Source organism: Paenibacillus artemisiicola (assembly GCF_017652985.1).
Taxonomy (GTDB): Bacteria; Bacillota; Bacilli; order Paenibacillales; family Paenibacillaceae; genus Paenibacillus_Z; species Paenibacillus_Z artemisiicola.
In genome coordinates this window covers 344,901-369,436 of sequence record NZ_JAGGDJ010000002.1, presented here as the reverse complement: position 1 = coordinate 369,436, position 24,536 = coordinate 344,901, and the positions used below count along the sequence as shown (strand labels likewise).

The window sequence follows — 24,536 nt, the reverse complement described above, 5'->3', positions numbered from 1 at the left end:
TGTTGCTGGGATTAGTATAAGTCATATTTCGAAGCGACCTGTAGGACAAACGATCTCAACATCACGGGTAAAAATGTCCTTTCTTTGCGCGGCTTCAACCATAAGCAGAAGAGGATTGTCCCCCTAATCGCCGGTCGAATTTCTCCCTGGCTGAAGACGAAGCCGAATCGGAACGCTTCGAGCCGTTCCCCGGTGAACCGATGCGAGGAATCGTACGCGAACCGGCCGAGCCTGGCTCTCGAGGCCATTAGACCGGCAAGCATCCGGCCATAACAAAAAAACTCCTTCGCCTTCGCCTGAGCTATGCCCAAGCGCCGCAAAGGAGGATTCATGCTTTTCACTGATGCTGCGCGGTCGGATTGACCTGGGCCGCCAGGGCCTTGAACTCGAGGCGGCGGCGGTGCAGGATCGGCTCGGTATAGCCGTTCGGCTGGCCGGCCCCCGCAAAGACGAGCTCGCATGCGGCCTGGAACGCCACGGAATCATCGAAGCCGGGTGCCATTGGCCGGTATGCCGGATCTCCCGCGTTCTGCCGGTCCACCACCTCGGCCATCCGCTTCATCGTCTCCCTCACCTGCTCTGCGGTGCAGATGCCGTGTCTCAGCCAGTTGGCGATATGCTGGCTCGAGATGCGAAGCGTCGCCCGATCCTCCATCAGCCCGACATTCGAGATGTCCGGCACTTTGGAACAGCCGATGCCTTGCTCCACCCAGCGAACGACGTAGCCCAGAATACCCTGCGCGTTGTTGTCCAGCTCCTGGCGAATCTCCTCTGGACTCCAGTTGGGATGGCGCTCCGCCGGAATATCCAGCAGGTCGTCAAGCCGATCGGCGGCGGGCGCTTCCTTCAGCCGATTCTGCGCCTCGCGCACGTCGACCTGATGGTAATGCAGCGCATGCAGCGTCGCCGCCGTCGGCGAAGGTACCCACGCGGTGTCGGCACCGGCCTGCGGATGGGCGATCTTCTGCCGCAGCATCTCGTTCATCCGGTCCGGCATCGCCCACATGCCCTTGCCGATCTGGGCGCGGTCCTGCATCCCGCAGCGCAGCCCCGTGGACACGTTCGACTGCTCGTAGCTTCGCAGCCAGCGGGACGACTTCATGTCGTTCTTGCGGATCATCGGCCCCGCTTCCATCGACGTATGAATCTCGTCTCCGGTCCGATCCAGGAATCCGGTGTTGATGAACACGATCCGGTGCTTCACCTCGCGGATGCACGCCTTCAGATTGACCGAGGTGCGGCGCTCCTCGTCCATAAGACCGATCTTCAGCGTATGCCGCTTCATGCCGAGCATGTCCTCCACCCGGTCGAACAGCTCGTTCGCGAACGCGGCTTCCTTCGGGCCGTGCATCTTCGGCTTGACGATGTACACCGACCCCTTCCGCGAATGGAGGAGCCGGCCTCGGTCCAATAGCGCATGCTTGGCGATGACGCTCGTCAAGGCCGCGTCCAGAATGCCCTCCGGCACTTCCCGGCCGTCCTTGTCCAGCACGGCGCTCGTCGTCATCAAATGCCCGACGTTGCGAACGAATAAGAGCGAACGGCCGCTCAGGCTGATCCGTTCCCCTTGGGGCGATATGTAGAGGCGGTCGCCGTTCAGCGTCCGCGTCAGCGCGCGGCCGTCCTTCTCGAACGCGACGGACAGATCTCCCTTCATCAAGCCGAGCCAGTTCGCGTACACCTGCAATTTGTCCCCGGCGTCGACGGCCGCGACGGAATCTTCGCAGTCCATTATGGTCGTGAGCGCCGACTCCAGCACGATATCCTTGATGCCGGCCGGATCCGCCTGCCCGATGGGGTGGCCGCGGTCCGTCTGAATCTCCGCATGCAGGCCGTGATGGCGGAGCAGCACCGCCGTCGGCGCTTCTTCGGAACCTTGGTAGCCCGCGAACTGTTCGGGCCGCGTCAATCCGGTCTTCGCTCCGTCGGCCAATCGGACGAGCAGGCGGCCGTCGACGACGACGTAGGCGACCGCATCCCGGTGGGAGCCTTCGCGAAGCGGGAACGAATCGTCAAGGAACCGCTTCGCGAAGGCGACGACCTTCTCGCCGCGGACCGGATTGTAGCCCTTCGTTCGCTGCGCCCCGTCCTCCTCGCTTATCGCGTCCGTTCCGTACAGCGCGTCGTAAAGGCTGCCCCACCGCGCGTTCGCGGCGTTCAAGGCATACCGCGCGTTGTTCACGGGCACGACCAGCTGCGGCCCCGCCAGCAGCGCGACCTCGTCGTCCACGTTGTCCGTGTCGACCGCGAAGTCGCCGGCATCCGGTTCCAGATAGCCGATGTCGCGCAGGAACGACTTGTACGCCGCCAGGTCGAAGCCGCCTTCGCGGTTCCGGTACCATTCGTCGATCCGATGCTGCAGCCGATCCCGTTCGGCGAGCAGTTCCCGATTCTTGGGAGCCAGATCGTGCACGAGCGCTTCGAAGCCGGACCAGAATCGCTCTGCCGTTACGTCGCTTCCGGGAAGCGCTTTAGCATTCACGAACTCGTAGAGCTCCGCAGCCACCTGCAGGTGATTCACTTTGACATAATGCAATCCATTCTCCTCCTTCGGTATTGCCTCGGGCCGAGACCGCTCGTCATAGATTGTTCATTATAATGAACAACGTTCAATATTACGCAATGTAATTCGAGTGTACACCCCCGGCAACGAACGGTCAATACTCGGGGATAGCCTGCGCGATATGCCCGTTTTGTTGCCTTGCCGCCTCCATTTGACGCCGCTCTCGGCCGATGGTAGCATCGGGATATGTTCCTCATATCGAACGAATTCCCCCATTATGAACGTAGGATCGAAAGGATGGATCCCCCCATGGAACAAAAATACAGCGTTCCCGCTCTGGACCGCGCGCATGCCGTATTGACGGCGCTCACCGACGAAACGAACCGCTGGAAGCTGTCCGAATTGGCCAAGAAACTGAATATCAGCAAAAGCACGCTCTATTCCCTGCTGCAGACGATGGAGCGGCTGCAGTGGGTCAGCCGGGACCGCAACGAGACCTACGCCGTCGGCACCGCGCTCGGCCGGTTCGGCAGCGGATTCTTCCGCCAATACGATCTGATCGAAGAATTCCGCCGGCTGGCCGAACCGGTCATGCACCGGCTTCAGGAGTCGATTCAGCTGGCCGTGCTCGAAGGCGCCGACACGCTGTATCTGGCGAAAGTCGCGGCTCCGAGTCCCGTGCAGATGGTGTCCGGTCCGGGCGCCCGCTTCCCCGCGCACGCCACCGGCCTCGGAAAGTCGCTGCTGTCGGGGATGGACGAAGCGGAGCTGCGCCGCCTGTTCCCCGAGGAGACGCTGCCCAAAATCACCGTGCACACGATCGGCTCCCGCGAAGCGCTTGCCGAAGAACTGAAGAAGGTCCGTCTGCAAGGCCACGCCACCGACATTCAGGAAGGCATCATGGGATTCTGCTGCGTCGCCGCTCCCGTGCAAGGCGCGGCCGGCTCCGCCGCCGCCGCGGTTAGCTGCTCCATGCCGGTTCATCATTGGGAAGGCAAGCGGGATGCGGCGCTCAAGGAAATGATCGGCTTGGCGGCGCGTCTCTCCCCCGGCGGATGAAACGATGAAGCCATGAAGAAAAGTAACGATGATGGCACCCGACGGCACGGGTACGAAGCGGCGCCCGAAGGTGCAAGATATAAAAAAAGCCTGATTTCTCAGGCTTTTACGCTTATTCGTCATTCGGAAACGGCAGTACCCCCCGATACATGCGCAGCGTGCCTTGGTAGGCCCTTTTCATGCGTCTCGCCTGTTCCTCGGGATATTCATTCGGTTTGTCGATCGCTTCATGCAGCGCCACGATGCGGCACATCGGCTTGCCGTTCTTATTGATGCATACCCAGGTCGGGATGCCTTCTACGCCGGCAAGCCGGACCTGGCCGTTCGTCTTTCGCAGCTTCAGCCGGACGATCATGCCGGTCAGCGCCGCGTCTTTGCCATGCAGCCGGGTAGAGATAAAGTTGCCGAGCGAATAGATGGCGAACCGTTTTCTCGTTCGCCCCGAGACGTCCTTCACGGTTCGCGTGACAGCCGGCTGGAGGACATGCGGATGCGAGCCCAGCACCACGTCCGCGCCGTTCCGGAAGAGGAACTGAACCCACTTCTTCTGGTGGACGGCCGGGCTATGATCGTACTCGAACCCGCAATGCATGCTCACGATAATGAAATCAGCGGCTGCCCGCAGCCGCTGCATATCGCGCTTGATCCGCGCGCGCGCGAGCTTTTGAACGCCTGCCGGCTGGCCCTTCGGTACGGCGATGCCGTTCGTATCCCGCGTATACGACAAGAGGCCGATACGGACGCCGTCGACAACCCGCACGCAGAGCGACCGCGATTCCTCCGCGGTCCGGTAGGTGCCGACGTGGCCGAGGCCGTTCTTGTCGAGCACGTCGAGCGTCCGCTTGAGTCCGCGAATCCCGTAATCCGCGCAATGGTTGTTGGCTGTCGTGACCACGTCGAAGCCCGCCGCCGACAGCGCCGGCGCGAAAGCGTCCGGGCTCTTGAACAACGGGTTTCGGTTCTTCGGATTGCGCCGCGTCGTTCTAAAGTCCGCATCCTCGCCGCCGGCGAAGGTCGTTTCCAGATTGCCGATCGTCAAACGCGCATCCTTCAAATAACGGGTAACGGGTTCGAACATCTGCTCGAACGCGTAGTTTGTCCCGCTTGGATCGTCCGCGCCGGCCGCTTGCCCCCGAGTACGGAGCAGTCTAATAATCAGCGGCTTCATCAACAGATCGCCGACCGCCGCGATTACAATTGGTTTCGACATTCCATCCTCCCCCGATAATTGGCAGCATCCCCTACACCACCATATGCCATCGAAGCGGAATTGGTTTGCGGACCGGCAGCGCCGTTCCCTGCAAGCAAAGCGGCTAGGCATGGGCAGGCGTACTGTCAAGCGGCCATTCACCTACGTAGGATAAGAGGCATGCGAACGTAAATCACGTGCCGCTATCGGCACGAGGAGCGATGAGATGGATTCGACAGGAAATACAAGATACATGAGACAACCGCCGCAGTCCCCCCCGCCCGCCTTCATCCCGCCGAAGCCCGCCGTCTCGTACATCATCGACTGCTTTCATCAATTCACCTATGTATGGCTCCGTACCGGCGATAACTTCTGGTTCTATCCGACGTCCGTCGACGCGGACGGCGTCGCGGGGTTTAGATGGACCGGATCCTACTGGTACTTCTACGGCATCGATCCGCGATTCATCGATGCCGTCGCGTGTCCGCCGTTCCCGACCTTGTTCTGACAACCAATACGCAACGCGGGAACTGCTTATGGCAGCGACGAATACCGTAGATGCCCGTCAAAAAAGGTGAGCCCCTCGGCGGGGGTTCACCTTTTTCGTCATGGCGGATTAGCTCCGCGCAACGTGCGATTCACGAACGATTTAGCGGAGCGCTTCTTCCCTTCGGTCCGTCGCCGGCGGCGGGTCGATCGAAAGCTTGGAAATGTCGCGGCGCCATTCCGCCGTCATGGGGATTTGCAGCGCCGCGAGGGAAGGCTCGAGCTGTTCCATGCTGCGCGCGCCGATGATCGGCGCCGTAACCGACGGATGAGACATGACCCAGGCGACGGCAAGCGACGCCGGATGCAGCCCTTGCCCGCGCGCATAGTCGCTGAACCGTTCCGCGATTCGGTAATATTCGCTGTCGCCGTACCGCAGGCCGTACATCTTTTGTTCGACGAGCCGGCCTTGAACCGCCGCATCGCCGGCTCCGTACTTGCCGGTCAGCAAGCCGCCTCCGAGCGGGCTGTACGGAATCACTCCGATTTGCTCGGATTCCGCCATCGGCAGGATTTCGACTTCCGCCTGTCGCTTGACCAAGTTATACATCGGTTGGACGCATTCGAACCGAGCCAGGCTTTCCTTGGCGGAAATGCCGAGCGCCTTGGCGATCTGCCATGCCGCCCAATTGCTGACGGCGGGATGCAGAATTTTCCCTTGCGCCTGAAGATCGTCCAGCGCCCGGAGCGTTTCCTCCATCGCCGTCGCCGAATCGAAATGATGCACGAAGTACAGCTCCAGGCGGTCCGTGTTCAATCGCTTCAAACTCCGTTCGGCCTCCAGCATGATATGCCGGCGGGACAGTCCCTTGGCGTTCACGCCCTTCCCCGTCGGCATGCACACCTTGGACGTGATGACCACTTCATCGCGGATGCCGGCAATCAATTTGCCGAGAATTTCTTCCGAACGGCCTTCGTTGTATACATTCGCCGTGTCGAAGAAATTGACGCCCGTCTCCAAGCACCGCCGAAACATGGCAGCCGATGTCTGTTCGTCGGCGTTACCGCCGAAGGACATCGTGCCGAAACAGAGGCTCGACACGTGAATGCCCGTTTTTCCAAGCGTTCTGTATTCCAATCGTTACACCTCCGCGTTCGTAATCGTTCATCCGCCGTCCATTATTCGGCGGCTATTCGGCGTATCTCGGCAAGCGTTGACTCGTCCAAGGCTACGTCTACGGCCGGCAGCACGCCCAAGATGTGGCTCGGTTTCCGAACGCCGACGATCGCGCTGGTCAACGCCGGGTGGGCCAGATCGTAGGCGACGGCAAGCTGCGGCAGCGTGATGCGATAGCGGTCGGCGATGCCTTTCAACTTCTCGACGCGATCTACGTTCTTCCTGAGGCCTTCTCCGGTATGCGCGGCGTTGCGGGAACGCCAATCCCCTTCCGGGAACGTGGTTTCGTACGTGTAATTGCCGGACAAGAGACCCGAGGTCAAGGGGCTGTACGCCACGACTCCGATTCCGTGCTCGTGACAAAACGGCAGAATCTCTTTCTCGACGGCAGGCCTCAAGATGGAATAAGGCGGCTGCAGAGAATCGACATGCCTGACGGATAGCGACGCTTCCAACAAAGGAACGTTGTAATTGCTGACGCCTACGTAACGTACTTTGCCGTCCTGGACCAGCTTTTCCATGGCGCGCATGGTCTCTTCCGCGGGGGCGTTCGCATCCGTGTCCGGCCAGTGCATTTGATACAAATCGATGTAGTCGGTTCCCAAGCGGCGCAGCGACGCTTCCGCTTCGCGGAGGATGGAGTCGTAGGTTCCGTTCTTGGAGATGGCGTGGTTCGCATCCCAGACGAGCCCGCATTTGGTGGCCAGCACGACTTTATCGCGGTCGCCCTTTAACGCTTTCCCGATGACTTCCTCCGAATGACCCAGTCCGTATACGGCCGCGGTATCGTAGAAATTAATCCCGTTGTCCAAGGCGGCGCGCACGCTTTCCGCCGAGAGCCCGTCATTCTGATTGCCCCAAGCGCTGGCCCAGCCGGCTCCCCCGATGGCCCAGGATCCGAAACCGATGACGGATATTTCAGGGCCGTTCTTGCCGAGTTTGCGATATTTCATAGGTCGCCTTCCTCTCTTTTCAAGCGAAATTTCAAAGCTCGCGATTAAAATACTCCGCCCGTTTCAAAAAGATTTGATCGACGCGTTCGACGATTTTTCCGCTTTGTTCGGATGCTTGCTTGACCTCGTTCCATTCCGCGTCCTGAACGAACGTTTCCCACTGTCTTACCCGTTCTTCCATGCTTTCGTATCTCATCACGTAATAAAGCTTGGGCTCGTCCTCCATGTCCTCCCAAAAGTCGCACACCTGCATGCCCAACCGTTCGAAAATACGGAACGTGTGATCCGCGAAGCGCCGCCGGATGTGATCGAGTTTCCCGGGAAACAGCTTGTATATCCGCAATTCATAGATCATTCGTCAACCATCTCCAATCTTTGGCTATTTCGATTATAGATAATGGATCCTGCCATGAGAAGAAGTGAAAATTTTTATATCTAGTTACTTCGGGCGAACTATCGAAGCGAGTCCGGAGGCAAAGACTAGGATAGAGAACCGTCGGGTCAACGCGAACCGCATCGAAGTCTCCGGGGCATGCCGGTCTAAGGACGCTTCAAGCCTGATCCCGCACGCCTCGCGGAGGGCTCGGTTCTTCATGAAAGAGGCAGGCGAGCATCCGCTCGCCTGCCTCTTATGCGCATTAAAGACTAACTTGTTAGTTACTACTAGTTGTACGTAAAGTCGCTACTCCTTAGTGCCTCAAATGCCCATGCCGCCGGAAACTTCGATCCGCTGCGCGTTGACCCAGCGGTTCTCTTCGGAGACGAGCGACGCGATCATCATGCCTAAGTCATCCGGCAAGCCCGGGCGGCCGAGCGCGGTCATGTCCGACACCATTTTGTTCATTTGCGGGTTATCCCGCACTATGCCCCCGCTGAAATCGGTCTGTACGGCGCCGGGCGCAACGACGTTGACTTTGATGCGGCGCGCGCCGAGCTCCTTCGCTTGGTACTTCGTCAAGACTTCGATGGCGCCTTTCACGGCGGCATACGGCGCGCTGCCGACGATGATCCGGGTCAAGCCGGTCGAAATGTTCACGATGTCGCCGCCGTCGTTGATCAGCGGCAGCAATTTCTGCGTGAGGAAGAACGCGCCTTTGAGGTGCACGCGATACAAGGCATCCAATTCGTCCTCCGTGGTCGAAGCGAACGAGCCGTGATGCGAAGTGCCCGCATTGTTCACCAAAATATCGAAACGCTCCTGCCCCCAAGAGGCCAATACGTCCTTCACGCTCGCGACGAAGGCGTCGAATCCAGCGGTCGTGCTCACGTCCAGCTTCAACTCAGCCGCTCTACGGCCGGTCTCCTCGACGAGCGACGCGACGTTCTGCGCTTCCTCGCCGTTGGTATTATAGGTGAATATCGAATCGATGCCGCGTTGGGCCAGCGCAAGTACGGCGCTGCGTCCGATCCCTCTGCTGCCGCCGGTTACAATCGCGATTTTGGACATGGAATGATTCCTTCTTTCGTAAGTGTTGTCCGGCCGTCCTGGCGACCGGTTGGTTCTACTATATTATTAACTAACCAGTTAGTCAATAATAAATCGGTGTCAATCCCACCCATTGTTCGACCGAACCATGGCGCGCGCCGACTTGAACATTCGAGTACATGCAATCCCGTTTAGCGGATGGTTAAAAGCGGCGCGATGCTGGAACAATACGTTATAAAAAGAAAGCCGAAGCGCTTCTTGTCGCTCCGGCGTTTGTACAATTGAACCATACTGGCTCCGACGGTTCGCTCCCTTATCCCTGCTGCTTGTCCACGGGTACCCGTTTGATGAAGAACGCGACGACCAAGCCGGCGATGGCGACGATCATGGCAAACAAAAACGCCTGTTGGATGCCGGCGATCAAAGCGAGCGGGCCGTTAGCCGGGTCCGCCCGGTCGGCCGCATCCTTCATGAAGCCGTTCATCCCGGCCGTCATGATGCTGATCGCGACAGCCGTTCCGATGGCGCCCGCGATTTGCTGGAGCGTGTTCATGATCGCGCTCCCGTGCGGATAGAGCTCGGGCGGCAGCTCGTTCAGCCCGTTCGCCTGCGCCGGCATCCATACCATCGAGATGCCGATCATCAATAACCCATGCAGCGCGATGATGAGCGCGAGCGGGGTAGAGGCCGTAATCCCCGAGAGAGACGCAAGCACGGCAAGGATGAGTACGGCCCCCGAAGGAACGACCCCTCTCGGCCCGAATTTATCGAAGACCCTGCCCATGATCGGAAGCATAACGGCGTTCACGAGGCCGCCCGGCAATAACGCGAGCCCCGCCGAGAAGGTGCTGAGACCGCGCCCTTGGATTAAATACATCGGCAAGACGAGCATAGCCGACAGCATGACCACCAACGTGATAAAGATCATGAACGTGCCGACGGCGAACATCGGATGCTTGAAGGCCCGCAGATCCATGATCGGCTGCTTCATCCTCCATTGACGAGCGATGAAGAGACTAAGCGCCAATAGACCGACGGCCATGGCGGCGATAACCTGGGGCGCGCCGAAGCCGCTGTCTCCCGCGCTGCTGAAAGCCAGTACGATCCCGCCGAAGCCAAGCGTCGAAATCGCGAGCGAGACCGCGTCGATCTTGGGCTTCGTGATGGCGGACACATTCTCCATGAACCGCAATCCGGACGCCAGGGAGATCAGCAGGAACGGAAGCGACAACCAGAAGATCCAATTCCAATTCAGCCGGTCGATCAACAGACCCGACACGGTAGGACCGATCGCCGGCGCGACGACGAGCACGAGACCGATGATGCCGTAAGCGCCTCCTCTCTTCTCCGCCGGTATGAGGACCAGTACCGTATTGAACATCAGCGGCAGCAGCAAAGCAACGCCGGCGGCTTGAATGACCCGCGCCGCCATCAGCATCGCGAAGCCCGGGGCGAGCGCCGCCGCCAGCGTGCCGAGCAGCAGCAGGACGAGCGCGCAGACGAACAGCTGCCGGGTCGAAAACCATTGCAGCAGCAGGCCGGATATCGGCACCAGGATGCCGAGCGTCAGCAAATAGCCGGTCGTCAGCCATTGCGCGGTAGAAGCGGTGATATGAAATAACGCGATCAGATCGCTTAAAGCGACGTTTAACGCCGTTTCGTTGAACATGCCGATAAACGCGCTCAGCAATAAGGAACCCATGATCGCGATGATCCGATACGATTGCTGCGGCGTTGGCTTGGTTTGTGCCATTGCGGTTTGCATCTTCTCCACTCCTTATGAGAGACCTGTACCTAATCGTCCCATTAATAAGACTTTAAAGATACATTATGTCTGTAATTAAAATAAAAAAAAGACGGGCTTAAAAAACGATCTTATGGGTTTGGGCGAGCTCGGCCATGGTCTGATTTCGCAAATGCGCTTCCATTTTTTGTTCGGCCGCGAGCACCACCTGCTGAATCGGGCAATCCGGTCCATGGTCCAAGCTGCAGTCGAACAAGGAAGCCGTTCCCTCGATGGCATGGATAATATCGAGGAACGTAACGTTTTCCCAATTCCGCTTCAACCTATAGCCTCCGTTGGCGCCCGATGCCGATTCGATCATTCCTGCCTTGACCAGCTTGGTTAATATTTTGGATAAATACGTGGGGGACACCTCTTGCTTCTCGGCCAGCTTTTGAACGCCGACCGGTTTGTTCGGAGTGGCCGCCGCCAGAAAGAGCATGGTATGAAGCGCATAATTCGTAGCCTTCGAATATTTCATACGATGACCCCCTCGTTCGTTGATTTCATTTATCCATAATAGCGTTTATGAACAAGCAGCGTCAAGCACGGGACAAGTCAACCTCCTTTCTCGCTAGAATAACATCTATCATAGATCATTAATATCTATAATTCAAGATGAAATAGATTAGCCGGACGAAAAGCCAAACGAAACAACACCTACACCGGGTGTTCGTGGCGCGGCGGATCGTCCATCGCCATGAACGCCCGGTGCATGCGTCCTACGCGCGCAAGCCCGGGAAATGCAGCCAGGCGTCGGTTAACGGCGCCTTCCAGTCCGATGCGCGGTCCACGTGGTCCACCCGGAAATAGCAGCTGTACCGAATATTCGGCGAGCGGTTGTACGCGGCGCTGTGCAGCAGCATGTAGTTCGCGACGATCAAATCCCCGGGATTGCCCTTCACCTGCACGGGCTCCCCGTAGTCGATGCCCGACGATTGGTACTCCTTCGCGAACTTCTCTTCGGTGACCAGCACCTCCGGCCCATGCAGCCGTAAATTCCGTTCGTGCTGCAGGTGGCTCCCCGGCCATGCCGCTTCGACGCGAGCCTCGTCCCCTTATTGCTTCGTCCTGCGCCTTTGATCCTGCGGGCTTGCTTCGCTCAGCCATTCCAGCTCGTTGACATTCGAATCGATCCGCTTCGGCTGCCGGATGTCGTTCTTCGCCCGTTTCCTAACCAATGCCGTTCTCCGCTTGCGATTTGATTTCACGCTTCCACTCGTCCTTCCGCGTCTTTAATAATCCCTAAATAAAGTATGCGCGGACGGAGATGCCGGTCTGGGTTCATCGGAAAACGTTCGTTGTCGGCGCCTGCCGCGTGCCGCTTGTTACCTTTTCGTCATCGGGCATTAACTGTATTGTAACTTTTGTCCCCTCCGCATGAATTAAGATCAGTTCCGTAAGGGATCCCTACTAAAAAACTTGACGAGGTGCATCATATGAATCGCATACGAAACGGCAAACATCTTCGCAAATGGTCCGCAATCGGCATCGCTGCCGCCGTGATTTCGCTCGGTACGCTGGCTTCCGTCATTCCGGCTCATGCGGCTAACTCGGCGAAGACCGCCGCGCAAGCCGCTACGACAAAAGATAGCGGAAGGATCAAGGATATTCTAGCGCTGGCGAAGCAAGGCAAGGTGCAAGGCAGCGGCTTCGTATCCGGAAAAACGAACATCAAAGAGGTTCACAAGCTTTGGGGGGCTTCGGAAAGCTTGGGCCATGGTTACGAACGGTATGATTTCAGCATGGGCAAAGGCGCGTACGATCTCGGGATCAGCAGCAAGACCGGCATCGTATACGATCTTCGTTATTATTTCCCGCTGCCCGACCCGGATAGAGGTCTCAGCCAATTCACGTTCAATGCCGTCATCGCGGCGCTCGGCATGCCGAAAGCAGTCACCTTCAACGGAAACGACAAAATCTACACCTATACGGCCGGCAGTCACCAACTGAAATTCGTCGGCCCGAAGACGGCTCCCAAAGGCCAATCGTCGGCTATCGCCCACATTAACGTCTATACGCCGAAAGCCAACGTCTAAGCGGGTATCCGCTGAACCATAAGATCGCGTCATCCGAGAACCCCTCCGCTAACGGGGGGTTCTTTGGCCTTCACGTACCTTGCAGCGTTGTAAGCTTGTTGAAAGGCAGATCGATACTAATTACCGTACGACTGCGCTACACTCAGGCTGACGATAGGCGCCGGATGAGCGCGCGACGAATCGCGGAGCTTCCGGCGCCATGAATGCGGAGGGAATGGCATGAAGAATGAAGGCCGCACAGGCCGAAGGCGCCGCGCCGCAGCGGCGGCGATCACACTGACGCTCGGGGTAAGCCTGCTCGCCGCTTGCGCGGACGGGGGCGGCGAAAGCGCCGAGCACCGCGTGCTGCGGGTAGGCGTCATCGCCTCCGGCGACGCGGACGAGGCCGGGCAGCGCGAAGCTTGGACCGACGCGTTCGAGCTGACGCATCCGGACATCGAGGTCGAGCTCGTGCCCGCCGTGGATCTGGACGATCAGCGCGGCCGGGAGCTTGCCGGCGACCGCAGCCGGCCGGACCGCTTCGAATCGCTGAAGCGGCTGCTCGCGGGTCCGGATCCGGTGGACGCGGTGGTCCTGGACGACGCGACGTATTACCGTCAATTGACGCGCGAAGGGCTGCTGACGCCTCTCGATCCGATGATCAAGGAAGACGGATTCGACCTGGACGATTACGTGCCGAACGTCGTCGAGGCGCTGCGCGATCCGGACGATCGCAACCTGTATGCGCTGGCGTCGTCGTTCAACGCGGGCGGACTGTTCGTAAACAAGTCGCTGTTCGCCGCCGCGGGGGCGGCGCTTCCGACCGAAGCGTCGGCTTGGCCGGACGTGATGGCGCTGGCCAAGCGAATCGCGAGCGGCAGCGGTGACGGGCGCATCTTCGGCTTGTCCTTCGACCGCTGGAATGCCGATCCGTTCGCGGACGCCCGGCTTTACGCGATGCTGCTGCAGCTGAAGCTGTTCGACAAACAGGCATGGACGATGACCGTCGATACGCCGCAATGGAATCGCGTCTGGACGGACGTGGCCGGCCTGTATGCCGGCCGCGTCGTGCCGTCGCAGGAAGACTTGGCGAGCGCCTCGGCCACGGGCGCGGATTTGTTCATGGCTGGACGGGTCGCCATGGCGGTCGGCGGCTACGAATACTTGAGCGACTTGCTCGCGGCGAAGGCGTACGCGAAGGATCCGAAGCTGCGCGCGCTCGATTGGGAGGTCGTTCCGCTGCCCGCTTTCCCCGAGAACCCGGACATCGGCGGCGGCTTGACGCTGAACGGCCTGACGGCGATCGGCGAGAAAGCCCGCAATCCGCAGGATGCGTGGGCGTTCGTCCGCTACAACAACAGCTTGGAGGTGTCGAAGCTCGGCGCGCGAAGCACGTACCGGATGCCGGCCCGCAAGTCGCTGATCAAGCCGCGGGACGGCGCGAGCTACGATCCGGGGGTATTCTACGCGCGCCGTCCCGTCGCGCTGCAGGCGGATTGGTCGGAGCTCTATTGGGCGACGCCGAATTTGGCGCCGGCCTACGAGCTGGGCGGACCGCTGCTGCAGGACGCGATCGACGGGAAGCGGACGGTCGCGGCCGCCCTGGCGGAATGGCAGGCAAGCGGAACCGCGCTGATGAAGCAGATCAAGGCGAATCCGGACGCGTACGCGAACGACAATTACTTCGGCGGCGGCTGGGGCGGATGAGGCTAGCTAGGCTCGCACCGGGCCGTCGTCGCAAAGGAGTCTGTCAAGCGCTGCGCGCCGACCGCGGTTGAATGAAAGCGCAATAACCCATTCGTTCGCAACGAATGGGTTCTTGTCATGCGTTCTGTCATGGGTTCTTGCTCAGCCGAGGCCGGTCTCCATTCTCACACGACGGGAAACCATCCGGGCGTGTTCACGAGCATGTCCCACAGCGGGTCCGGCAAGGCCAGCTCGCGTTGTGCCGTTCTCGGCAGCGTCGTTCGGATGTCGCTTTCGCGACCGCTGCGCACCTTATCGACCCACTTCGGCTCCATGATCAGGGCATGCCCCAAACTCAGCAAGGGAACGCCCGAATCCAACGCCCTCCTCACGTCGTCCGGCGAGGATAAGCCGCCAACCCCGATGACGGGTAGACGAGCGCCGACCCGCTCCTGTACGAGCGCGACCCGGGACGCCGTATCCGCCGTATCGCGTATCGATCCGTCCCAAAAGCCTCTTACGGACATATGAAGATAGTCGAGCCCCTGTTCGGCCAACCGGTCCGCCAGCTGAAGCGTGTCTTCCATCGTGATGCCCGGCTCGTGCTTCTCCTCGGGCGATAACCGGTAGCCGATGATGAACGGCGCCTTCGCATGTTCGGCGACCGCTTGCTTCACGCGATCGATCACGGCCAGCGGAAATGCCATTCGGTTGTCGAGCGTTCCTCCCCAACGGTCCGTCCGGCGATTGGAATGCGGGGAGAAGAATTGCTGGATCAAAAACGTATTCGCGCCGTGAATTTCCACGCCGTCAAAGCCGGCTTGGACGGCTCTGCGGGCCGCCTCGCCGAAGGCCTCGGCCGTGGCTAGGATCTCTTCCTCCGTCAGCGCTCTCGGTATCGCCGCGCCTTCGCGTTCCGCGGCTACCGGGCTTGCGCTGACCGGCTGCCGGCCGTCATTGAGCTCGGCCGTCGTCATCCGCCCCGCGTGGAAGAGCTGCAAGATGGCTTTAGACCCTTGCGCGCGGATCGTATCCGCCAATTTTTTCAGCGAAGGAATGAAGTCGTCGCGGTCCGCGCCGATTTCGTTGACGAACGCTTTTCCTTCCGGCGACACGTGGCTGCTCGCGGTAATGACCGCGCCGACGCCGCCCGAACGCTCGCGATAGTATAGCAATTCTTGTTCCGACACTTCGCCGCTCCCGAGCGAGGACGAGTTGGTCATCGGGGCCATCAGGACCCGATTCTTCAGCCGCGCGCCCGAAGGAAGCGTGAAGGGCTCGAATAGCGGTTCATAAATCGATTTCATGGATGAGTTATTCATGTTTTGGCGGCTCCTTTAGGTTAGTTTGTCGATCATCCATGCATGCTCCGCTCACCCGCGACCGACGATTATAAGGCGCAACCGTTGTCCCCGCACGCTCCGCCCTGCATTTCGTCCTGCGAACCCGCTTCCAGCATCTCAAGGGAAAGCTCTTCGCTCCGCACGCGTTCAAGAATTTCAAGGAAGGCTTGACTTGACCGGACGCCCGATACGGCATACTTGTCGTCGAAGACATAGAACGGCGTGCCCGAAATGCCAAGCTTCTCGCCGCGCTGCCGCTCTTGCTTGACCGCATCTTTATAGCGGTCGCCGGACAGGATATGAAGAACGGCTTGACCGTCCAGACCGCTCTCTTCCGCAAGCTTGGCCAAGGTGCCGGGGTCGCCGATATCCATCGAATCGGTAAAATACGCTTTGTACGCCCGAGCCATCCACGCCCCCGCGCTGCCCCGCTCTTGCGCGTATAAGGCAATGCGAAGGGCAGCGGCCGTGTTGGACGGAATCAACGTATCGAGTCGGTACTCGAGACCGACAGCCTCGGCCATGGCAATGACTGCCTTATTGCTTTCCTTTACATAATCGGCGGTCATGCCGCCGCCATGGATCTCGGCTGTCCACGCGTAATAACCTTTGCCGCTGCCGCTTGGCGCGTTCGGGAACAGCTGGAACGGCCTATACGCGACCTCCACCTCCGCTTTGCCGTCGAACCTCTCAATGGCGGTATCCAGATTGGTTTTGCCAATATAACACAGCGGACACATCACATCGGACCAGACATCGATTCTCATCGCTTCTCCCGCCTCTCTTCCCTTCAGGGATCCATTCGTCTTCTACATGTCGCGCGCCTCATTAAGCAACGTTAGTTGATTAATTAACATGTATTGATTTACATTATAGAGAGAAGCTTCGCGATCGCAATCGGTAGATCGCGGCCCTTTGTTAACTAATTAACACGCGATCGGTTTTTGTACATTCGTCTGGAGAGCAGAGGTGGTTTCGTGCCAAAAACGGACCGGAGAATTCCCAAAACGAGGCAAGCCATCCAAAACGCGTTAATCGAATTGATGGCGGAGAAAGCGTTCGATCGGATTACGATCAACGATATCGCGCAAAAGGCGGATCTTAACCGGGGAACGCTGTATCTGCATTACGCGGATAAATACGATCTGCTTGATCAATGCATCAAGGATCATTTGAGTCAGATGGTCGCCCACTGCATGTTATCGAATCCGGATGAACCGTGTTCGGATATCGTTCAATCTCCCCTTCCGCTGTTCCGGCATCTGGAGAAGCATTTTGTATTTTATGCCTCGATGTTGAACAACAAAGGCTTGGTCTGCTTTAAGGAACAGCTGGTGGCCATGGTCAAGAACGGCATTGCGGAGCGGCTCAAGAAAGAGGTTTTGCGCGAGGCTTCAAATCAAGAAGCAGCCGTTCAATATATGACGTCGGCATTCGTCGGCGTGGTGGAATGGTGGATCCAAACGAATATGCCCCTAACGCCGACGGAAATGGCGAAGCAATTGAAGGACATGGTCGAACTGAACTTCTCCCTCCACTTCAATCGGGCCGGGGCGGCTGCCATGCACGCGATCGCGAGAGATTCCGGCCCCGTTTGACGGAATCTTCGAACTTATAGCCCGTAACGATCATGACATTCCACGCGTGTAAAGGAAAAATCCCCTCTTGGCCGGCAACGATCGGACATCGAATCGATGCCCTCTCCGCTGCCGGCCGGAGGGGATTTTTCTTATCTATTGTCCTTAATTGCAACCTTAATCGAGGCCAGCCAATTTCTGGATTTTTGTCGGAATATGTCGTTTCAGCGCAACTCAAGCCCTTTCGCCGCGTACACACTTGCTAGCATGGTTAGAGGAGGAGTGATTTTCATTCGCATCACAACATGGACGGCGCTGACGGCTGCCTTCTTAGTCGTACAGACCGGACTGGGCATCACGGCGACGGCGAATGCCGAAAGCGCCGGGATCGACAACATGACGAAATACCGCGTCTACCAGAACGACAAAGCGCTGCAAGAGTTTTCATCCGCCGCCGGCGCGATCGCGTACGCGCGCTCGTTCGCCTACAGCCACGTCGAGAAGACCGCCGATCGTCTGTGGATCTGGGACGATTTCCCTCGTTATAAGGTGTACGCGAACGGGTTCTCGACGGCGGCTTGCGAGTTCAAGACGCTTGCGGAAGCCCAAGCGTTCGCGGCTAAGCAGCCCTTCTCCCAAATCCGCGACTTGGAGAAGCCAGGCTGGGTTTCGGCCGTATATGCCGACTACAGGATGTATCAGGGCGATCGGACGCTGCCGAATTGGAGCTTCGCTACGCTTGCCGAAGCCAAGAAAGCGGCCGCTGCGTACGGCAATGTACATATTATCGAGCTATCGTCCAACCAATGGGTATGGGACAATCTGTCGGACGCCCAGGAACGGGAGCAGCGGGATCAGACGCCCGTCTATGAAGTCCATGTCAACGGCGGCCCGTCCGGCGCGCTCAAGTACGGGTTCCTGCTCGATGCCATTCGGGCTTCCGCGAAGGTGCCGGGCAGTACGGTGTCGAATTCCGCTACGAACGCAGTCGTTTATTCGAATATCCCCGCTTTTGCCGTTCTCCAAAACGGAAAGCCGGTGAAGGCGTATTACGGTCTCGCCCAAGCGCTCTCGCTCGCCAAGCGGCTTCCCGGCGCCGTAATCGAAAGCGAAGGGCGCGAATGGTGGACGAACGTGCCTTACTTGACGGTACGGCAATCCGGGAAGCCGCTGCGGTCGTTCCATACGCTCAAAGCCGCTGCCGCATACGCCGCGCGGTTCCGCGATTCCGCCGTCGTTGCGGCCGATGGCCGAACGCTGTGGAGCAACGCAAAAGAGCTCGTCTATTTGGGCTGGAACGGGACCCAGACGACGCAGACCGTGCTTTCGCAAGTGCGGCCGACGCAAGGACTCGATTACGATGCGCCGAACTGGTTCGAGTTGGGTTCGGCCGACGGAACGATGATCGATGATTCCGATCCCGGGCTGGTCAAGACGTTGAGAGGAGCCGGGACGAAGCTGACGCCGATCGTCCATAATCAGAACGATAAGACGCTGACCAGCGCGTTTCTCCGCAATCCGGAGGGCCAAAGCCGGTTTATCGCTTCGCTCGTGAAGAAGCTGTCCGCGCTTGGCGCGGCCGGCGTGAATCTCGATTTCGAGATGGTCGACGGAGCCGACAAGATGCTGTATACGTCGTTCGTTCGCGATTTAACCGAGGCCGCGCATCGGAATAAGCTGACGGTATCGATCGATCTGCCGCGCGGGGACGTCAAATGGGACATCTACTCCGCGTACGATCGTGCCAAGCTTGGCGAAATCGTCGATACGGTCGTCATCATGGCCTACGACCAGCATTGGCGCGGCAGCGAGGAAGCCGGCTCGGTCGCCCAGCTGCCCTGGGCCGAGCAAGGCATCAAAAACTATTTGGCTTACGGCGTCCCGGCAAGCAAGCTGATGCTCGGCATCCCCTTCTACGTCAGAGACTGGACGCTGGATGCGGACGGCAAGCTGTTAAGCAGCAAAGCGATAACCATGGCCGCTCTGCCCGGACTGATCAAGCGAGAGCATGCCGCGGGCGTATACGATTCGGCGGCCAACCAGGTGAAGTACACGTACGAGCAAGACGGCCACCAGCATGTCTTTTGGGCGGAGACGCCGGACACGGTCAAAGCGCGCGTCGACCTCGTCAAGAAATACGGCTTGGCCGGCATCGCGGCCTGGAGACTCGGTTACGAGAGCCCCGACATGTGGACGATGCTGCTGCGGCAGAAATAGCGCCCCATAATCGACAAACAAAGGCAGTTCGCCGGAATGGCCGCGTATCGGACGCGAGCCGTTCCGGTGAACTGCCTTTACCGTTCTTGGGCTGGTTTAACCTCGTTTTAACCTCTCCGGTATTGCGAGGCGGCATGATCCTTCGGCAGCAGCCGGTTCCCCGCACCGAAGAGCTTCTCTCGCAGGGTCCCGGGCTCATAATCGGTCTGATAGATTCCCCGGCGCTGAAGCTCGGGAACGACAAGGTCGACGAATTCCCGCAAGCTGCCCGGCGTGATCAGATGGGCAAGGTTGAAGCCGTCCAGCCCCGTCTCCTCCAACTGCTCCTGCATGCCATCCGCGATATCGGCCGGCGTGCCCACCAGCATTCGCCCCTGCCGGCGGTCCAACGTTCCGATTCGCTCCATGACTTCCTTCACCGTCAGCCGGTTCGGGACGTGTTTCGTATATTGGGCGGCTCTGCTCTGCCCATGATCGGTCGCCTTGTAAGCGAGATATTCATCCGGCGCGTACGCCGACAAATCATAGCCGCTGGAGCCGCCGAATTGGGCAAGCGCCGCCTCCGGGCTCCAGAGAGCGGCATAGTCCTTCAGCTTGTTTTCCGCTTCGGCTCTCGTGTTCCCGACGACTACGTTCAATCCGGTGAACATCTTGATGCGCCGCGGATCCCGGCCCAACCGCTCGGCTTGGTTCCGGATCGCCTCGATATTCGACCTGAGCGAAGCCGCGGAATTGCCTCCGACGAAGACGCATTCCGCGTGCTTGGCCGCGAAGTCGCGACCTCGCTCCGAGCTCCCCGCTTGGTATAGGACCGGCGTGCGCTGCGGCGAAGGCTCGCTAAGATGAGGTCCGGGAACCGTGAAGAACCGGCCTTCGTGATCGATCCGATGGACTTTGCCCGGTTCCGCGTACACGCCGCGGACGACGTCCCGCACCACCGCGTCCGCTTCCCAGCTGCCTTCCCAGAGCTTATAGACGACCTCCAAGAACTCGTCGGCCAATTCGTACCGGTCGTCGTGCTTGATCATCCCGTCCAAGCCATGATTCAACGCGGCATTCGGCAGATACGACGTTACGATGTTCCACGCGATTCTGCCGTTCGTCAGGTGATCCAGCGTCGAGAAGCGCCTGGCGTGCGCATACGGATGCTCGTAGGTCGTCGTAACGGTAACGGCAAACGACAAATGCTCCGTCACGGCGGCCATCGCCGGCACGATGAGCGCCGGGTCGTTCAGCGGCACCTGCACGGCATCCCGGATGGCGGGATCGCGGCTTTGCTTATAGACGTCGTAGATGCCGACCACGTCCGCAAGGAACAGAGCGTCGAACCTTCCCCGTTCCAGCAGCCTCGCCATCTCCGCCCAATACGCCAGCTCGGTATAGCGATGCCGCTCGCTGTCCGGATGCTTCCATAAGCCGTGCGAATTGTGCATCGCGCCGTTCATATCGAACGCATTCATGATGATTCGTTTCCCCATTGCCCGTGCCGCCCTCCTTCGCCTAAATGCGATATTCGTGGTAGACCCCGTTCAAAAACCACTTGCCGACATGATGCAGCTTCAGCCGGGCCGGATCGTGAAGGGTATGGATGCGAACGTTGCGCCAATGGCGGTCAAAATTATATTTGCGGTCCATGGAGGACGTGCCGGCGACTTCGAAGAGCGCGTTCGTAATCTCGATGGCCGTTTCCGTCACGAGCCACTTCGCCGAGTCGACGGTCAGCGTCGCCTGTCCGGCCGTTTGCGCGTTCAAGTCGGCTTTCGCCAGGTCGATCGCGCCGGCGGCGCGGTCCAGCAGCGCTTCGGCCGCCTGCAGCCGAATGCCGAGCTCCCCGAAGCGGCGGATCAGATCGGGTTCCTCGGCCGCCGTCGCGACGCCGCTGCCGTAAGCGGGGCGCGTGCGGGTCCGCACGAAAGCCGCGGCATCCTCCAAAGCCGCGCGCGCGATGCCGATATCGATCGCCGCGTGCATAATCTGACCGAACGCCGAGAAATATTGCGGGCCTTCGAAGATTCGCCAATGCGGCAGCACGTGCTTCCCCGGAACCTTCACGTTCCGGAGCACGACGCTGCCGCTCGCGGTCGTTCGCTGGCCGATGCCCGACCAATCGTCAAGCACGGCGACGCCTGCCGCGTGCCGCGGCACGAACGCGGTCATCCGCTGCTCCGCCTCGTTCAAGGCGGTGACGGGAATCCAGTGCGCGTAGAGCGCGCCCGTCGAATAAAACTTGCTTCCGTCAAGCACGTAGTCGCCGTCGTTTCCGTCCGATGCGCGAAGAGACGTCGCGATTTTCCTTGCTCCCCCGCCGCGGCTTCGTTCCGCTAATCCGTTGCCGAACTGGGCGCCATTCATCGCTTCGCCGAAAAAGAAACGCTTTTGCTGCTCGCTGCCGATCAATTCAATCGTTTTGACGAAAAAATGATGGTTCTGCGGAATTTGGCCGATCGATCCATCGGCGTGCGAGATGAGCTTGAAAATATCCACGAGCGTTCGCGTGCTAATCTCGGGTCCGCCATAGGCTTTGGGCACGACCAGCCCGAGCAGGCCCAGCTCGGCCAGCCGCCGCATCTCCTTCAGCGGCAGCCGGCGTCCGCGGTCGCGGTCCGACGCGCCCGGCCGAATTTCGTCCGCGAAGATTCGCGCCGCCTCCAGCGCCTCTTCGTCGCTGCGCAAGCGCCGCGCTTGCGGACGGTCGCGAAAGAAAGCAAGCGGCAAATCCCGCTCCGCATACAGGGAAAGCGGCTCGCGCTGCGGCGGCTCGAGCTCGCCGCTTTCCGCGAGCTCCATGGCCTCGCGCTGGAGCGCCTCCGCCTGCGCGGCATCCAGCGCAAACTCGCCCTGCAGCCAGCCGCCGGCTTTCAGCTCTTGATGAAGGCGAACGAACCGATGCCATTTCGAATCGGTCGCTTCAACGCCGAATTGGCGATGGAGCCGCTCCGAGTACAGGGAGCCGATCGCGTGCTCGGCGACCCCGAGCTGCGCGGCCGCCAGCCGGTTCGCTTCTTCCGGATGACGAATCGCCCATTCCGCGGCCAGGCGGAGATGACCCAGGATCCGTGCTATCGCGTCCTGCTCCTCCCGAAGCCACCGCGCCGTTACGAGCAGCGCCGTAAGTTCCGGGGTGACGGGGCGGAAATCTTCCAATTCCCGAACCTCCAGCCATCTTCGGGCTTCGATCGCATCCCCGCGCCCGACGTACACGGCATCCGCTTCGCCCCGAAGCAGGGCTTGAAGCGCTCTTCGGCTCGTACCTCCGCCCTCCTGAACGTTCGCGGCCGATAGCTCCGCCAATTCCGGCCGGCCGGCCGATATCCCCGCTTGTTGCAGCGCTTCGTCGATCTGCTTGGCGGCCTCCCGCTTGCGCAAGCCGAGCTTCGCCGGGTCGTCCTCCGCGATTCCGATGACCGCCCCCTTCAGATCCGCCGCGGAACGCAGCGCGGACCCCGAACGCACGAGGATCGCATGCCGCCGCTCCGTCAGCTGAAGACCGATCACCGCGACGCTCTCGCCCGCGGCGAGCCGCCGAAGCGCCCGGACGGGGTCCTCGAACGCGAGAAAATCGTCATGCCCCTGTTGTCGGAGCAGCCGGTAAGACCCGGAGTCCCGGGTCGCCGCGACTCCGTGTCGGCGAAGATCCATCGGCAGTTCCCCAAGCGCGTACGCAAGCGCCAACCCATGCGGCACGCCGGGCTCTGCGGCGGACAGCGCTTCTAGATTAATCGACATCCTGATCCTCCTGTTAGGTCAAGGTAGTTTGCTTGCGATAAGCCGCTCCCGGATGATCGTCCGGCAGTCTGCTGTTCCCTGCGCCGAACAGGCGTTCCCGCAAGGTCGATTCCTCGTATTCCTCCCGGAACACCCCCCTGCGCTGCAGCACGGGCACAACCAGCTCGATGAAATCGCGCAACGTATCGGGAGACAGAATCTGGATGACGTTGAAGCCGTCGATGCCGGTTGCTTCGACCCAGTATTGGATGCGGTCGGCGACCTCCTCCGGCGTCCCGACGACGAACAATCCCCGCCCGCCGAGCGTCCCTAACGTCTCCTTGACTTCGCGAATCGTTTTGGGCCGCGGGCTGTCCTTCGTGAATTGGGCCGCAGCCGTCCGCCCGTGGTCCGTTTCCGCATAGGTCAGCACCTCGTCCGGCGCATACGCGGACAGATCGTACCCGCTTCCGCCGCCATAATGCGCCAGCACCCCTTCCAGGCTATAGAGCGCTTGGAAGTCCTCGTATTTGCGCTTCGCTTCCTCGCGCGTTCTCCCGACGATCGCAAGCAAGCCCGTCAACAGCTTGATATGCGCCGGATTCCGCCCGATGGCGGCGGCTTGCTTGCGAATGTCGTCCGCGTTGCGCTTCAAGGCTTCCGTGCTCCCGCCTCCGAGGAACACCGCCTCCGCGTGCTTCGCGGCGAACGCGCGCCCCCGCGAAGAGCTGCCGGCCTGGTAGATGACCGGCGTCCGCTGCGCGGAAGGCTCGCTCAAGTGCGGCCCGGCCACCTTAAAGTAACGGCCGTCATGATCAATGAGGTGGACTTTCCCGGGATCCGTGTAGATCCCTTTCCCGGCATCGCGAACGACCGCATCGTCTTCCCAACTGCCTTCCCACAGCTTATAGGAGACATCCAGGAATTCGTCCGCGATCTCGTAGCGCTCGTCGTGCGCGATCATCCGGTTCAGACCGAAGTTACGGGCCGCGCTCGGCAAGTAAGACGTGACGACGTTCCACGCCACTCGTCCTTGGGTCAGATGGTCGAGCGTCGACATGCGTCTTGCGTGCGCGAAGGGCTTCTCGTACGTCGTGGAGAACGTGACGGCGAAGGCCAGATGCCGCGTCGCGAGCGCCATCGGCGGGACGACGAGCAGCGGATCGTTGCAAGGAATCTGCACCGCCTCGCGAATGGCCGTCTCCGGCCCTTGCTTGTAAACATCGTATACCCCCACGACATCGGCCAAGAAGAGCGCGTCGAACTTTCCGCGTTCGAGCAGCTCCGCGAGCTCCGTCCAATAGCGGACATCGGTGTACCGATGGCGGGTGTTGGCCGGATGACGCCACAGCCCGTGCGCGATATGGCCGACGCAGTTCATCTCGAAGGCGTTGAGATGGATCTTTTTCGGCAT

The 24,536-nt window shown here is 60.0% G+C and carries 21 protein-coding genes; 6 read left to right on the top strand and 15 right to left on the bottom strand.

What is annotated here, in order from left to right; all coding sequences use genetic code 11:
* Nucleotides 1-337: 337 nt before the first annotated feature.
* The gene (locus I8J29_RS04910) at nucleotides 338-2,536 is read right to left on the bottom strand and encodes a malate synthase G (protein WP_208846544.1); all 2,199 of its coding nucleotides are present in this window, start codon (nucleotides 2,534-2,536) and stop codon (nucleotides 338-340) included.
* A 276-nt stretch (nucleotides 2,537-2,812) separates the two neighbouring features.
* Between I8J29_RS04910 and I8J29_RS04905 the strand changes: the two genes are divergently transcribed.
* Nucleotides 2,813-3,562, top strand: a complete 750-nt coding sequence (locus I8J29_RS04905; RefSeq protein ID WP_208846543.1) for an IclR family transcriptional regulator — start codon at nucleotides 2,813-2,815, stop codon at nucleotides 3,560-3,562.
* A gap of 112 nt (nucleotides 3,563-3,674) precedes the next feature.
* On the opposite strand, the gene I8J29_RS04900 is transcribed toward I8J29_RS04905, so the two are convergent.
* The gene (locus I8J29_RS04900; RefSeq protein WP_208846542.1) at nucleotides 3,675-4,772 is read right to left on the bottom strand and encodes a CapA family protein; all 1,098 of its coding nucleotides are present in this window, start codon (nucleotides 4,770-4,772) and stop codon (nucleotides 3,675-3,677) included.
* A 232-nt stretch (nucleotides 4,773-5,004) separates the two neighbouring features.
* Between I8J29_RS04900 and I8J29_RS04895 the strand changes: the two genes are divergently transcribed.
* Nucleotides 5,005-5,259: a transporter gene (locus I8J29_RS04895; protein WP_208846541.1), complete on the top strand. Its 255-nt coding sequence runs from the start codon at nucleotides 5,005-5,007 to the stop codon at nucleotides 5,257-5,259.
* Nucleotides 5,260-5,400: 141 nt separating this feature from the next.
* On the opposite strand, the gene I8J29_RS04890 is transcribed toward I8J29_RS04895, so the two are convergent.
* The 8 genes from I8J29_RS04890 to I8J29_RS34145 form a co-directional block, all read right to left on the bottom strand.
* Nucleotides 5,401-6,375 (bottom strand): aldo/keto reductase, encoded by a 975-nt coding sequence (locus tag I8J29_RS04890; RefSeq protein WP_208846540.1) that lies wholly within the window; start codon nucleotides 6,373-6,375, stop codon nucleotides 5,401-5,403.
* Between the two features lie 41 nt (nucleotides 6,376-6,416).
* Entirely contained in the window at nucleotides 6,417-7,367 is a 951-nt protein-coding gene (locus I8J29_RS04885; RefSeq protein WP_208846539.1) for an aldo/keto reductase, read from the bottom strand.
* A gap of 31 nt (nucleotides 7,368-7,398) precedes the next feature.
* The gene (locus I8J29_RS04880) at nucleotides 7,399-7,722 is read right to left on the bottom strand and encodes an NIPSNAP family protein (protein ID WP_208846538.1); all 324 of its coding nucleotides are present in this window, start codon (nucleotides 7,720-7,722) and stop codon (nucleotides 7,399-7,401) included.
* Between the two features lie 342 nt (nucleotides 7,723-8,064).
* Nucleotides 8,065-8,814 (bottom strand): SDR family NAD(P)-dependent oxidoreductase, encoded by a 750-nt coding sequence (locus tag I8J29_RS04875; protein ID WP_208846537.1) that lies wholly within the window; start codon nucleotides 8,812-8,814, stop codon nucleotides 8,065-8,067.
* A gap of 292 nt (nucleotides 8,815-9,106) precedes the next feature.
* Nucleotides 9,107-10,546 carry a DHA2 family efflux MFS transporter permease subunit gene (locus tag I8J29_RS04870; RefSeq protein WP_240545933.1) on the bottom strand — a complete coding sequence of 480 codons (1,440 nt, stop codon included), beginning with the start codon at nucleotides 10,544-10,546 and terminating at the stop codon, nucleotides 9,107-9,109.
* A 109-nt stretch (nucleotides 10,547-10,655) separates the two neighbouring features.
* Nucleotides 10,656-11,057: an Rrf2 family transcriptional regulator gene (locus tag I8J29_RS04865; protein ID WP_208846535.1), complete on the bottom strand. Its 402-nt coding sequence runs from the start codon at nucleotides 11,055-11,057 to the stop codon at nucleotides 10,656-10,658.
* A 241-nt stretch (nucleotides 11,058-11,298) separates the two neighbouring features.
* Complete coding sequence (locus I8J29_RS04860) at nucleotides 11,299-11,592, bottom strand: phytanoyl-CoA dioxygenase family protein (RefSeq protein WP_208846740.1); 294 nt, start codon at nucleotides 11,590-11,592, stop codon at nucleotides 11,299-11,301.
* 42 nt (nucleotides 11,593-11,634) lie between these two features.
* Nucleotides 11,635-11,757 carry a hypothetical protein gene (locus I8J29_RS34145; RefSeq protein ID WP_276316245.1) on the bottom strand — a complete coding sequence of 41 codons (123 nt, stop codon included), beginning with the start codon at nucleotides 11,755-11,757 and terminating at the stop codon, nucleotides 11,635-11,637.
* Between the two features lie 258 nt (nucleotides 11,758-12,015).
* Here I8J29_RS34145 and I8J29_RS04855 point away from each other — a divergent pair, with 258 nt between their 5' ends.
* Nucleotides 12,016-12,615: a YjgB family protein gene (locus I8J29_RS04855; protein ID WP_208846534.1), complete on the top strand. Its 600-nt coding sequence runs from the start codon at nucleotides 12,016-12,018 to the stop codon at nucleotides 12,613-12,615.
* A 219-nt stretch (nucleotides 12,616-12,834) separates the two neighbouring features.
* Nucleotides 12,835-14,301, top strand: a complete 1,467-nt coding sequence (locus I8J29_RS04850) for an extracellular solute-binding protein (protein WP_208846533.1) — start codon at nucleotides 12,835-12,837, stop codon at nucleotides 14,299-14,301.
* Between the two features lie 164 nt (nucleotides 14,302-14,465).
* Here I8J29_RS04850 and I8J29_RS04845 read toward each other — a convergent pair whose 3' ends face one another.
* Both I8J29_RS04845 and I8J29_RS04840 read right to left on the bottom strand, forming a co-directional pair.
* The gene (locus tag I8J29_RS04845; protein ID WP_208846739.1) at nucleotides 14,466-15,587 is read right to left on the bottom strand and encodes an NADH-dependent flavin oxidoreductase; all 1,122 of its coding nucleotides are present in this window, start codon (nucleotides 15,585-15,587) and stop codon (nucleotides 14,466-14,468) included.
* A gap of 83 nt (nucleotides 15,588-15,670) precedes the next feature.
* Nucleotides 15,671-16,390, bottom strand: a complete 720-nt coding sequence (locus tag I8J29_RS04840) for a DsbA family oxidoreductase (RefSeq protein ID WP_208846532.1) — start codon at nucleotides 16,388-16,390, stop codon at nucleotides 15,671-15,673.
* A gap of 177 nt (nucleotides 16,391-16,567) precedes the next feature.
* On the opposite strand from I8J29_RS04840, the gene I8J29_RS04835 reads away from it, so the two are divergent.
* Both I8J29_RS04835 and I8J29_RS04830 read left to right on the top strand, forming a co-directional pair.
* A complete protein-coding gene (locus tag I8J29_RS04835; RefSeq protein WP_208846531.1) occupies nucleotides 16,568-17,221 on the top strand; it encodes a TetR/AcrR family transcriptional regulator in 654 nt (217 codons plus the stop codon).
* A gap of 261 nt (nucleotides 17,222-17,482) precedes the next feature.
* The gene (locus I8J29_RS04830; protein WP_338113043.1) at nucleotides 17,483-19,417 is read left to right on the top strand and encodes a glycosyl hydrolase family 18 protein; all 1,935 of its coding nucleotides are present in this window, start codon (nucleotides 17,483-17,485) and stop codon (nucleotides 19,415-19,417) included.
* Between the two features lie 107 nt (nucleotides 19,418-19,524).
* On the opposite strand, the gene I8J29_RS04825 is transcribed toward I8J29_RS04830, so the two are convergent.
* Genes I8J29_RS04825 through I8J29_RS04815 form a run of 3 tightly spaced genes read right to left on the bottom strand, consistent with a single transcriptional unit; the run spans nucleotide 19,525 to nucleotide 24,536 of the window.
* Entirely contained in the window at nucleotides 19,525-20,895 is a 1,371-nt protein-coding gene (locus I8J29_RS04825) for an LLM class flavin-dependent oxidoreductase (protein ID WP_208846529.1), read from the bottom strand.
* 22 nt (nucleotides 20,896-20,917) lie between these two features.
* Nucleotides 20,918-23,143, bottom strand: coding sequence for an SfnB family sulfur acquisition oxidoreductase (locus I8J29_RS04820; protein WP_208846528.1), 2,226 nt, complete (start codon nucleotides 23,141-23,143; stop codon nucleotides 20,918-20,920).
* A 13-nt stretch (nucleotides 23,144-23,156) separates the two neighbouring features.
* Complete coding sequence (locus tag I8J29_RS04815) at nucleotides 23,157-24,536, bottom strand: LLM class flavin-dependent oxidoreductase (RefSeq protein ID WP_208846527.1); 1,380 nt, start codon at nucleotides 24,534-24,536, stop codon at nucleotides 23,157-23,159.